At 69.2% G+C, this 12,462-nt stretch carries 6 protein-coding genes and 1 pseudogene; 2 read left to right on the top strand and 5 right to left on the bottom strand.

Features of this window, described 5'->3' with window-relative positions:
- Positions 1-233: 233 nt before the first annotated feature.
- From FE633_RS20915 to FE633_RS20895, 5 genes are all read right to left on the bottom strand, one after another.
- Complete coding sequence (locus FE633_RS20915) at positions 234-4,475, bottom strand: Ig-like domain-containing protein (RefSeq protein WP_138046682.1); 4,242 nt, start codon at positions 4,473-4,475, stop codon at positions 234-236.
- Positions 4,476-4,477: 2 nt separating this feature from the next.
- The gene (locus FE633_RS20910; protein WP_138046681.1) at positions 4,478-6,472 is read right to left on the bottom strand and encodes a glycoside hydrolase family 127 protein; all 1,995 of its coding nucleotides are present in this window, start codon (positions 6,470-6,472) and stop codon (positions 4,478-4,480) included.
- 14 nt (positions 6,473-6,486) lie between these two features.
- Positions 6,487-7,311 (bottom strand): carbohydrate ABC transporter permease, encoded by an 825-nt coding sequence (locus tag FE633_RS20905; RefSeq protein WP_138046680.1) that lies wholly within the window; start codon positions 7,309-7,311, stop codon positions 6,487-6,489.
- 95 nt (positions 7,312-7,406) lie between these two features.
- Positions 7,407-8,432, bottom strand: a complete 1,026-nt coding sequence (locus tag FE633_RS20900; RefSeq protein WP_138046679.1) for a carbohydrate ABC transporter permease — start codon at positions 8,430-8,432, stop codon at positions 7,407-7,409.
- 122 nt (positions 8,433-8,554) lie between these two features.
- Positions 8,555-9,868, bottom strand: coding sequence for an ABC transporter substrate-binding protein (locus FE633_RS20895; protein ID WP_138046678.1), 1,314 nt, complete (start codon positions 9,866-9,868; stop codon positions 8,555-8,557).
- A gap of 308 nt (positions 9,869-10,176) precedes the next feature.
- On the opposite strand from FE633_RS20895, the gene FE633_RS20890 reads away from it, so the two are divergent.
- Together FE633_RS20890 and FE633_RS20885 are read left to right on the top strand one after the other, a co-directional pair.
- The gene (locus FE633_RS20890) at positions 10,177-11,205 is read left to right on the top strand and encodes a LacI family DNA-binding transcriptional regulator (RefSeq protein WP_138046677.1); all 1,029 of its coding nucleotides are present in this window, start codon (positions 10,177-10,179) and stop codon (positions 11,203-11,205) included.
- A gap of 108 nt (positions 11,206-11,313) precedes the next feature.
- Positions 11,314-12,462, top strand: a pseudogene (locus tag FE633_RS20885) (FtsX-like permease family protein); the annotation flags it as partial.

Raw genomic sequence — 12,462 nt, 5'->3', positions numbered from 1 at the left:
CCGCAGCGCCTGCGGAGCCTGAGGAGCCCGTGGTGCCCGCCGTGTACGCGGCGGGCACGACGCCGGAGGCGGGGACGGATGGGGACGCGAACTGTTGGGGCAGCGGAATCACGGCCGCCGCGGCGGTGAGCCTCAACAGGCGGCGCCGTGAAGGGAGTTCGGACATGCTCGCTCTCCGATCGGTCGATGCGTCGATGCGTCGATGCAAGGAATTGGCACGTGATCGGTGGCCCTCACGAAGGCGACGCCCGACCTGTCGAGGCCGTCGGTGCCGTGACGGTGACCGTGGCCGTGGCGCGGCGGTCGGCGCCCTCCACCGTTCCCCCGATCTCGAAGGTCCCCGGCTCGGCGTACTGCTCCGGCTTCACCGGATCCCAGGTGACGCGGACGCGGCTGTCCTTCGAGCCGTCGTTGTACGTCGCGACGACGGCCGCCGGCAGCCCGGGTGGTATGCCGGGCCGGGTCGTGACGCGCTCGCCCGCGATGCTGGTGATCTCGACCGCGTCGGTGAGCCGCACCCAGACCGTCGCCGTGACCGGCTGCGCGGACCGGTCCGCCAGGCCGGTGATCCGTACGCTCGTGCCGCCCTCCGCGACCTGGTCGTCCGTCAGGGCGGGCCAGGCGACCGGCGAACGGGCCGTGGAGCCGTCGGCGTAGACCATCGTGATCTCGTCCGGCAGATCGGGGATCTTCCCCCGTGGAGTCGGGACGTGCACTTCGCGGACGGACTCCGGGGTTTCGGCGTACACCTTCCATTCCTGTACGCCGAGGGAGAGCCCGGGGTGTCCGGTCAGCCGGGCCCGCAGGCTCGTCGTCGTGACCGGGGTGAAGGTGGTCCGGTTGTAGCCGTTCTCGGCGGTGCCGTAGCCGCTGGGCTGCCGGACCTCGCGCCACTCCTCGCCGTCCAGGTACTCGATCACCCAGGAGGCCGGGACACCGACGCCGTCCTCCGCTCCGGGCTGCGTGTCACGGAAGAAGTACATGTCCGAGCCGTCGACGCGTACGGGATCGTCCCAGGTGTACCGGACCCACTGGGTGCCCTCCTGCGGCCAGCTGCCCCAGCGCGGTGTGTCCGAGGACGAGGCAGGCTCCTTGCCGTCGTTGATCGCGGCGACCGACTCCCAGCCGGAGGTGTAGGAGGCCGTGGGTGTCGCGAACGGAGCCACATTGGCCCGCGCGCCGCCGGACAGTCCCTCCGCCTTCACGACGACTCTCCTGGCCGTCTGCTTCGCACCGTCCGTGGCGGTCAGTTCGAGGGTGTAGGTGCCGGATCTGGTGAACCGGGCGACGGTCGCCGGGGCCCCCGGTTTGTCGAGGATGACCGTGCCGTCCACCGGGCCGTCCACCGCCTTCCACACGGAGGAGAGTTTCCGTCCGGGCAGTCCGTCGTCCTCGACGATGCCGGTCAGCCGGGCCTGGCCGGGCCGGTGGTACGAGGTGTCCTGCCAGGCTTCGACATACGGGGCCCGGTTCTCGGACTCGGGAGCAGGCGCGCCGGTGCCGAACGCCTGGATCTCCTTCAGCCCGCTGCTGTGACCGTCCCGGTGTGTGAGCAGCACGCGTATTTTGTCCGTCGTCACCTGTGGGAAGCGGACGTCGTTGCGGTTGGCTCTCGGGTAGACCGGTGACTTGGCCGGCCGGGACACGTCCTTCCATTCCGTGCCGTTCCAGAACTGCACGGTGTACATGGCCGGTTCGGAGTACCCGCCCGCCTTTTTGTCGCTGTAGAAGTAGAGTTTGACGTCGTCGACCTTCCGTGGTGCGCCGAAATCGACCTCGTACCAGTCCTCTTCCTTCCCGGAGCCTCGCGCGCCCCAGAAGGGTTCGTTGATGGTGAAGTCGTCGACGGCACCGGATACTCCGTGTCCTTCGGCCTCGTACGAAGCTCGTGCGGTCGCACCGGATGCGCTGGATGCGAGATTCTCCGCGTTCTTCGCTGGGCCGCTCAGGTCCCGCCCGGCCTTGGCGAAGAGATCGGTGACCCTTTCCTTCGCGCCGTATTCGACGTCCTGGGGCGCCTTGAGGTGAGCTTTGTTGCTGGTGCGTACCTTGGCGTCACCGCCGTCGGGGAAGGTCACCTTTCCGGTGGCGGGGTCGTAGAGGAGGCGAGTGAGCGAATCGACCGTGAAGGCGAGTCTGCCGTCGAGGTAGACCGAATAGCCCTCGGGGACATCCTTCCCGTAAGGCCTTTTCCCGTCGCCCGGTTCGTCCCAGAGGACGGCCAGCTCGCTGCCCCGGTAGTTGATGTCCGTCACGGCGAAGTGCGGCCAGTCGATGTCGATCGGCCACAGTTCGATCTTCTTGTCCGAACGCGGCCTGAATCCCATCGCGTCCTCGATCACGGTCCAGTTGGTGGTGCCGAGGATGGTGTGGTGGATCCAGGACCGGTAGCCGATCTTCTGCGGGTCGGCGCTGCCGTCCGCCCAGAACTCGTTCTGGTCGGGCCAGCGGTTGTCGCCGTCCACATAGTGCGCCCAGGCGTTCCAGGAGAGCAGCTTCTTGTACCACGTGCTGTCGATGTATTTGTTCGGGTACTTCCGCAGGACCGAGGAGAGGAAGCGGAAAGTGACGGTCGAGTTGATGACCGAGAAGTTGTTGCTTCCCGGGTGCCCCTGTTCCGCGGCCTCCGCCTTGTCGGCCTGGTTGGCGGTGAAGAACGGGAAGACGGGATACTGCTTCGCGTCGGCCCACAGTCGCAGGGCTTCGAGATACTGGGGGTCCTTGTCCGGGGTGGGCATCAACCCGACGCTGTACGGATAGTAGTTGTTGATTTCCTTCCACGGTACGAGGGAGTTCGAGGCGACGTGCCGGTGTTTGAGGAGTTTGTCCTCGGGGTCCCAGAGGTACTTCAGGACGGCGCTCTTCACCCGGTCCGCGATCTGCCGCATACCGTCGGCCTTTTCGGTCTCACCGATCAGGTCGTAGGCGCGGGCCGCCGCCGACGCGTTGCTGTACACATAGGCCGATTCGGCGCGGTCCAGATTTCCGGGCTTCCAGTCGAACGAGACCGCGTCGGCGTCGTTCCCGGTCATCGCGCCCCAGTCGTACTCGATCAGGCCGTTGCCGTCATTGTCGTAGTTGGACAGTTGACCGCGGACGTCCTTCTCGGCGTACCGCGCGAGATTGCGCACGATGCCGTCCGGCCCGCCGTGCAGCTGGTACGAACGCCAGGCGGCCTCCGAGATGTACTGGGTGTAGCTGTTCGACCAGTTCTCGGGGTCTCCCGGGTTGTCGGTGTACTTGCTGTTCTTCGAGACCTCACCTGCCGAAACCCAGGGGCCGTACGAATAGCTGGGGTCACGCAGGTATTTGAGGTCGTCGACGAACATGCCGACGGTCAGGGCGATGGCGTTGTTGTACCCGAGGACGCCTTCCATGGAGGTGGGGAACTGATAGTCGTTGCCCGGGATGTCGGCGTCGAGGTAGTTGTAACGCAGCAGCCACCAGCGGTAGTAGAGCGTCTTCTCGATGTTGTCGTCCGGCACGTCCATGTACGGCAGGTTCTCGGCCCACCAGCGGTTGTATTCCCTGACGTGGTCGCGGAAGGCGTTCTTCGGGGGAGCGGCCCGGACGGCGTTGTACGCGGTCCGGGAGTCGGCGATCTCCTCGGTGACGAAGCCCATTTGCACCTTGACCGTGACGGTGCCTCCGGCAGGCACGGTCACCGAGCGCGTCAGTGCACCGCCCTTGTCCTCGCCGCCCTCCGCCTCGGGTTTCATCCCGTCGCCCGAGAGCCGTGGGAAGACCGTGGTGAGGTTGTTCTTCGCCGCGACCGTCCCCGTGAGTTCACCGCCGTCGGCGGTGGAGGTGTACGGGGACGTGGCGCGCAGGGTGAAGGCGCGGGACTCTGAACCGGTGTTGGTGAGGGCCAGATTCGTCACGGCGACATTGGCGTCGGTGATGAATTTCGTCTGGGTCAGTCTCAGACCGGTGGCCTGGTGGGCGAAGGCGCTGCGCCAGTAACTCGGCGTCTGTTTCCTGGCGTCCGCGTTCTCCTGGAGCACGATGTTCTCGCCGTTCGCCGCCAGGGTGACGGTGTACGCGGAGCGGTTGTCGATGCTCTCCCAGTACGCGACGTTGCCCGCGAAACCGAGCCGTTCGGGGTCGTGTTCCTTCATGAAAACGGCTCGGCCCCGGCTGAACAGCCAGGTACCCGCCGGGTCCTTGCCCTCACGGGCCAGCATCCGGTCCATCCAGAAGTCGGTGCCGTCGCCGCGCTTCAGATCGGCCTGGTACTGGGCGCGCATGGTCTCGTGGACGGTGAAGCCCGCGGGTAACTCGGGGACGGGTTTCTCGGCTCCGGAGAACACCGGATAGCCGATGGCATCGTTGTCGGCGTGAGCGGGGACGGTCACGGCGGATGTCGTGAGCAGGGCCAGGGCGAAACCCAGGGCTCCGGCGAGGAAGCCCCGGCCGCGCTGTCCGCGCCGGCTTTGCGGTGTGTGTTCTCCGGGCTGTCTTCGGGGTTCGCGCACGACTACCTCTCTGTGGGGGTGGTGGTGTCGGGCTCCGTCGTGGGCAGCCACACCCGCATGGTCGAAGGCCCTCGGTTCGCCCACGAGCGGTAGGGCACGAGGACGATCTCCGTACGCCCGGCCGCGGTCGTACGACCCTCCGGACGAGGGGAGGGGTGGCTGTGTGGCTCGTACGGCCACGCTGTGGCGCGCTGTTCGTTCGGTTCGCTCGCTTCGTCCGCCTCGGTCAGCTCACCGGCGACCGTGACCGTGGAGTCGTCCGGGCCGTCCCGCGGTGGTGTGCGGGGATCCACCCGTACCGCGTCCACGTCCCGTCCGCCGGGCAGATCCGTGGACTCCGCGCAGTACACCAGCGGTCCACGCTGTACGGCCAACGTGCCGCGGACCGCGTCGATCCGCGGATCGGCCCGGATCCAGCGGGGGGAGACGGGCAGTTCCAACCGGACTTCGTCGCCCGCCCGGAAGACCCGGGTCACCTCGGCCGTACCGGGGGCGGCCGGGCTACGTACGCCGTCGGGGTCCACGAGCCATGCCGTGGCACCCGCCGTCCAGTCGGGGACCCGTAACGACAGGATCCAGGGGCGGTCCGTGGACCGGGTGATCCGGACGGTGACCACGCCGCCGGCCGGGTAGTCGGTGCGGGTGCGGAGTCCGATCGCGCGGCCGTCGTCGAGCGTGGTGACGATCTCCGCGTCGGCGTACTGGTGCAGTTGGACGCCGTGCTCGTCGGCCGTGGCCACGTACCCCGACAGCTGGGCGAGGGTGCGGGCCACATTGGTCGGGCAGCAGGAGACCGCGAACCAGGGGGCGCGCAGGCCGGAGTCGGCGCGCGGGCTGTCGGTGTCGGTCCGCAGGGCGGTGCCCCGGCGGCGCCGGTGGAGGGTGTTGGCGTAGAAGAAGGCCCGGCCGTCCTCGGAGGGGGAGGCCGCGACCACGTTGAACAGGGTGCGCTCGGCCAGGTCGGCGAAGCGCGGCTCGCCGGTGGCGAGGAGCAGCCGCCAGCTGAGCATCACCGAGGCGACACCCGCGCAGGTTTCGGAGTAGGCGCGGTCCGGCGGCAGGACGAAGTCGTCGCCGAAGGACTCGTCCCGGTGATGGGAACCCATGCCGCCGGTCAGATACGTGCGCCGCGCGACCGTCGTCTCCCACTGCCGTACGACCGCGGCGAGCAGCTCCTCGTCGCCGGTCTCCACGGCCACGTCGACGGCGCCGGCGGCGAGGTAGAGGGCACGGACGGCATGGCCGCGCAGCACCTTCGCCTCCCGGACCGGCAGGTCGTCCTGGTAGTACGCGCGGCCGAACTCGATGTCGGCGAGCGTGCCGTGGCCGCGCCGGGCGACGAAGAGCGCGGCTTGGTCGAGATAGCGCTGCTCGCCGGTGAGCCGGGCCAGTTCCACCAGGGCCGGCTCGATCACCGGGTGGCCGCAGACCCGTTCGATGCCGCCTCTGCCGAACGTGGCGCAGACGTGATCGGCGGCGCGTCGCGCGATCTTGGTCAGCTCGCCCTCGCCGCGTGCCCTGCTCTGCGCCACGCCCGCCTGGATGAGGTGGCCGTAGCAGTACAGTTCGTGGCCCCATTCCAGATCGCTGTACCGGGGTGACTGTCCCGGGCGGCCGTAGGCGGTGTTGAGATAGCCGTCCGGTTCCTGGGCCGGAGCGAGGACTTCGGTGAGGTCGGCGATCGCCGCGTCCAGGACGGGGTCGGCGCGGCGCCCGGTCTCCCACGCCATCGCTTCGAGCAGCTTGTAGACGTCGGAGTCGGCGAACTCCCGGCCCCGCCGGTCGCGGTCGATCCGGCCGTCGGGTTGCACGGCGGTCCGGAAGTTGCCGATCCAGCCGACGCGTTCCATCCACTCCCGGCAGTGGTGCAGTGTGGCCTCGGCGTTGATCTGCTGTCGCCGGGCCCAGAATCCGCCGGTGATCCTGACTTCGTCGAGGCCGAGCGGTCGCAGTCGGCCCCGGCCCGGCGACACCGGCGCGATGGGTGACCGTGTCATGTTGCCCCTCACTTTCATCCTTTCAGCGCGCCGGACATGAAGCCGCGCATGTAGTGCCGTTGGAGGAGCAGGAACAGCAGGAGACAGGGGAAGGCGAGGACGACCACACCGGCCTCGGTGGCGCCGTAGTCGACGGCCCCCATGCTCTGCTGCCGTAGGTTGGCGATGGCCAGCGGCAGCGGTGCCTTCTCGCTGTCCGAGATGAGGATCAGCGGGGCGATGAAGTCGTTCCATGCGGCGAGGAAGGCGAAGAGCCCCACGGTGATCAGTCCCGGCTTGACGGCGGGGAGCAGGATCCGCCGGAGCGCGCCGGATGTTCCGCAGCCGTCGACGAGGGCGGACTCCTCCAGTTCGCGGGGCACGGCCTCGAAGGAGATCCGCATCATGAAGGTGGCGAACGGCAGTTGGAACATGGCGAGCACCAGGCTGAGCCCGATGAGCGAGTTCTGCAGGTGGAGTCTGCCGAGCAGCACGTAGAGCGGGATGAGGAGGGTGGCGTACGGGACCATGAGGATGGCCAGCGTCAGCAGGAAGAGCAGGTTCTTGCCGGGGAAGTCGAAGCGGGCGAAGGCGTAGCCGCCGAGCAGGGACACCCCGAGCGTGAGGGCGACCGTGAGCGCCGAGACGATCGTGCTGTTGAGCAGGTAGCGCCACAGGCCCGCGTCGTAGTCGAGCAGGGTGCGGTAGTTGCCGAAGCCGTGGCCGGACTCCTGTGCGGTGCCGGGCTGTCCGCTGACCGAGGCCCAGGCGTTCCACACGAGCGGGAAGAGGAAGATGACGGCCAGGCCGCCGGCGAGGACGTAGTAGGGGGTGCGGCCGAGGGCGTGTTTGAGTCCCATGGTCTCCTTTCGCGTCGGTTCTCGTGCGGCTTCTCGTGTGGGCTCTCGCGTCAGTTCTCGTGCGGCTTCTCCCGTGAGTGGTCGCGCGACTCTTCTCACGACTCGTCCGCGTGGCGCAGGCCGCGGAACTGCAGGACGTTGAGCAGGAGCAGCACGGCCAGCACGATGATCGAGAGCGCCGCGGCGGTGCCCAGGTCGAGCCGCTGGAACGCCTCGCGGTAGATGAGCTGGACGATGGTGACGGTGCTGTTGTCCGGTCCGCCCTTGGTGAGGATGAAGAACTGGTCGAAGGCGAGCAGCGAGCCGGTCGCGCACAGCAGCAGCGTCAGCGCGAGTGAGGGACGCAGCAGCGGCAGGGTGATGCGGCGGAAGATCTGCCACCGGTCCGCGCCGTCCATCCGCGCGGCCTCGTACACCTCGTGCGGTATGCGCTGGAGGCCGACGAGCAGGATCAGCATGTAGAACCCGGCGAACTTCCAGACGATGAGGAACACCGTCGACAGCAGTGCCGAGGTCGGAGAGCCCAGGAAGGAGACCGGGTCGTCGACCAGGCCGAGCCCTTCGAGAAGGGCGCTGAGCGGGCCGGTGGTGGGGCTGTAGAGGCCCCAGAAGAGCAGGGACGCGGAGGCCAGACCGAGGGCGCCGGGCAGGAAGTAGACCGTACGGAAGAAGCCGACGCCCGGCCGGGACTCCTGGACCAGGAGGGCCAGCAGCAGCGCCAGCCCCAGCAGGACGGCGGTGACGATCACGGTGTAGAGCAGGGTGAAGCGGATCGCGGGCCAGAACAGGGTGTTGTCGGTGACGTCCGTGTAGTTCTCGGGGGAGTTGATGCCTCGGTCCCCGGCCAGGAGCGGCCAGTCGCTGAGCGACATCTGTCCGACGAGCAGCAGCGGCAGCACGAAGAAGACCGTGACGAACGTGGCGGTGGGGGCGGCGTAGGCAAGGCCCTTGGCCTTGCGAGACCCCCACCAAGGGCCTCCGGCCGGACCGGGAGGGTTGGTGCGGCGGGTACGGATCGTGTGACGCGTTTGTTTGGCGTGACGAGTTCGGAAGGTGCGACGAGTGCGGGCGGTGGAAGCGCGGCGTCCGGCCGCCGCCTGGTCTGCCACCTGTGGCTGCATGGCTCTCCTCTGCCGTTCTGCCGTCTCCTGGGGGTGGGGGTTTCCCTGCGTGGAAGCTGCGGGTGCTTCGTGGCTGGGCGCGCAGTTCCCCGCGCCCCTACGGGGCGCGGTTCCCCACCCGGTCAGTCCGCCAGCGAGGCCGTGACCGCCTCGTTGTCCTTGTCGAGTGATGAGCCGTCGTCGAAGACGGCGTTGCGCATCAGGGTCAGCCAGGGACCGTTGGGGTCGTTGAAGGTCTGGCCGAACTTCAGCGCGTAGGGAGTGCGGCCGTGCTTCACGAGTTCGTTGATCGTCACAAGTCGCGGATCGGCGTCCGAGTGCTTGTTGGACGCCAGGTCGGTGCGCGCCACGACATCCTTGTGTGCGGCGACGACGTCGACCTGGGCCTTCTCGCCCAGGGACCAGGCGAGGAAGTTCCAGGCCTGGTCGGCCGACTTACTGGTGGCCGAGACACCGATGGTGTCGCCGCCCACGAAGGTGGACTTGCCGCCGTCGGGGCCGGGGATCGGGGCGACACCCAGGTCGAGGTCCTTGGGCATCAGGCCGAGAGTGGTAGACGGCATGGGCATCACGCCGATCTTTCCCTTCGGGAAGACCCCGGTCCACGTGGTGCCCGTCTCCTCACGGGCACCCGGGGCCACGATGTCGTCCTTCACCCAGCCGCGATAGGTCTCGTAGACCTTCTTCGCGGTGTCGGAGGAGAGATCCGCCTTCGTCCCGTTCTTGTTCAGGACGTCCTCTCCCGCCGCCCAGATCGACGGCCACCAGGTGAAGACTCCGCAGCCACCGCAGTTCCCGCCGAAGAAGGTGCCGTTGACGCCTCCTCCGAGGGCGTCGATGGCGCGGGCCTGTTCGTCCCACTCGCCGAGCGTGGCCGGCGGCTTCTCCGGATCGAGTTTCGCCCGTTTGTAGAGGTCCTTGTTGTAGAAGAGGACCGACAGATCGAGAGTGTGCGGTACGACGTACTTCTTGCCCTCGTACGTACCGGCCTTGATGTGCGACTGGGCCAGGTCATCGGCGAAGGGCAGGGCGTCGACGCGTTCGGTGAGGTCGGCGAAGAGGCCGCTCGACGTGTAGTTGGGTACGAACACGACGTCCGAGGCGAAGAGGTCCGGCAGGTCGCGCGACCCCGCGGCGGCACCGACCTTGGCCTGGTAGTCGTCGGTGGGGATGACGGTCAGTTCGATCCGGTTCTTGTGACGGGCGTTGTAGGCCTTCACCAGGGCCTCGCTCTGCGGCCGGGTGGCCGCGCGCGTCCACATCGTCAGCTTGGTCCCGTCGTCGACCCCGCCGGCCGTCGCGGCTCCGCCGCCTCCGCCCCCTCCTCCGTCGTCTCCCGACCCACAAGCCGTGACCAGACCCGTCGCGGCGATCAGTGCGAGCGCGACGACGCCGAGACGAGCGGCGTTTCCACGCAGTCCGGCTGTTCTCCCCATGGTCGATCCCCCTTGTATGGCGGCCGACGGCAGGTCGGCCGGTCCTCCGGGACGGTGAATGTGGGACTGACTCCGCGACAGAAAAAGACCGAAAAGGCTTTCTGGAACGCTAAAGCCGCCCTGACTGCCCGTCAATCCCCTTGCTTCGCAGGGCTTGAGGCCCCTGTGAGTCACTGTTGGAGAACCACGGCCGAAACGCTTCGAGTAGGGTTTTCCTACGGCTACGGCTACGGCTACGTACGGCTACCGCTACGGCCAAGCGACGGCCCATGGCTTCGGCTTACGGCAACGGGACAGGAGAACCCCACATGGCGCAGGCCACCGGCCCCTCTCGTCCGCAACCGGCCACCCTCGGCGATGTCGCCCGCCTCGCGGGGGTCTCCATCGCTACCGCGTCCAAGGCGCTCAACGGCCGCAGCCAGGTGCGCGCCGAGACACGGGAGCGGGTGATCGAAGCGGCCGAGCGACTGTCGTTCCGGCCCAACCAGCTCGCCCGGAGCCTGCTCGCCGGCCGCACCGGCACCGTCGGCCTGCTCACCAGCGACCTCGAAGGCCGGTTCAGCATCCCCATCCTGATGGGTGCCGAGGACGCCTTCGGTGCGGGCGAGGTCGCCGTGTTCCTGTGCGACGCGCGCGGTGACGCGATCAGGGAGCAGCATCATGTACGTGCGCTGCTCAGCCGGCGCGTCGACGGACTGATCGTGGTGGGCAGCCGTACCGACCCGCGCCCGTCGCTCGGGCGCGACCTGCCCGTTCCGGTGGTGTATGCCTACGCGCCCTCCGAGGACCCCTCGGACCTCTCGATCGTCCCGGACAGCGTGGGCGCCGGCCGTATCGCGGTGGACCACCTCCTCGCCTGCCGGCGCACCCGGATCGCGCACATCACGGGGGATCCCGGTTACTGCGCGGCACGCGAGCGCGCCGAGGGAGCCCTGGCGGCGCTCGCCGACGCGGGGCTCGCGCCCGTGGGTGAGCCGAGGTTCGGTTCCTGGTCGGAGGGCTGGGGGCGGGCGGCCACCGCGATGCTGCTCGACCGGCACCCCGAAGTGGACGCCGTGCTGTGCGGCAGCGACCAGATCGCCCGGGGGGTGATGGACGTGCTGCGCGAGCGCGGGCACCGGGTGCCGGAGGATGTCGCGGTCATGGGGTTCGACAACTGGAAGATCCTGACCTCTGCCGCACGGCCTCCTCTGACCAGTGTCGACATGAATCTCGAACAGGTGGGGCGGGCGGCCGCCCAGGCGGTGTTCGCCGCGCTCGCCGGATCGCCGCGTTCAGGCATCGAGCCGCAGGGCTGCCGTGTGGTGATCAGGGGCTCCACGGCACCGCTCTCCTGAACCGGCCGTTCTCCTGACCGGCCCGGCTCTTCTGACCGGTTCCGCACGATTGCGGGTCCGGACGAACAGGCCCATACTGTGCCGCAACTACGGGGGGAGACCGGTGAGTTGAGCGGGAGACGTGCGCCTGCCGCCTTACGGGGAACCGGGCATCACGGTCTGGTGCTGGGCGCCGCCGGGCTCGCCGTGCTGCTCGCCGCCACCGTCCTGGCCGCGCTCGTGGCCCTCACCGACCACGCCGTCGAGGGCGGGGTGCAGCGGCGGCTCGCCCGCGACCCCGAGGCCGTGGTCGACGTCTCCGGGCCGTACCGGCCGCGCGACGCGGGGGAGTTGGACAGACTCGTACGCGCCGCGGTCGACCGCACCTTCGATGACGTACCCCATCACACCTGGTCCGCGTTACGGGTCCCCGCCTCCCGCTCGACCCAACTCACCGTGACCGAGGCGGACGGCCGCCCGCGCGACGACGCCAGCGTGTCCCTGGTCGCCCTCCAGGAGACGCGGCGGCACGCCCGCCTGGTGGCGGGGCGCTGGCCGCGTACGGCCGGCGGGGGAGGGATCGTCGAGACCGCGCTCAGCGACGTGTTCGCCGGGGAACTCGCGCTGCGGCCCGGCGACGAGCTGCGGGTACAGCCGAACAGCGGGCGGCAGATACGGATCCGGGTGGCCGGCCTGTACCGGGTGGGCGACCGCAGTCCGGCCGTCTGGGCGAACCTGAGCACCATCTTCGGGACGCCCGACTCCGTCGCGCTGGTGCCGCGCCGGGCGCTGACGTCGACCCCGGGTCTGGCCAAGGACGCCGGGACCCTTTGGCTTGGCGTACCGGACACCGGCGGGCTGCGGCTCGGCGACATCGGGCCGCTGCGGGCACGCGCCGACGGGTTCGGCGGCAGCGACGTGTCCCTTTCCGTCTTCCGTGGGACGCCGCCCACGACCAAGCTCGTCGTCGCGTCCACACTCGACAACGCGCTCGACGACCTGACCACCCCCATCGCCGTGGCCCGCGCCGGCCTCTACATCCCGGCGACCCTGCTCGCCGCCCTGGCCGCCGCCGCCCTGGTGCTGACCGCGCGCCAACTCGCCGAGCACCGCCGCCCCGAACTCGCGCTGCTGGCCGCGCGCGGCGCCGGAACATCGAGGCTGGCCTGGGCGACGGCCGTGCAGTGGGCGGTCGTCGCCGTGCCGGCGGGACTGGCCGCGCCGTTCCTCGCCGGGCCGCTGCTGCGGCTGCTCGACGGGGCCGGGCTGATCCCCGGC

It is taken from the genome of Streptomyces montanus (genome assembly GCF_005786655.1).
Taxonomy (GTDB): Bacteria; Actinomycetota; Actinomycetes; order Streptomycetales; family Streptomycetaceae; genus Streptomyces; species Streptomyces sporangiiformans.
This window is presented reverse-complemented; position numbering and strand designations above follow the sequence as displayed.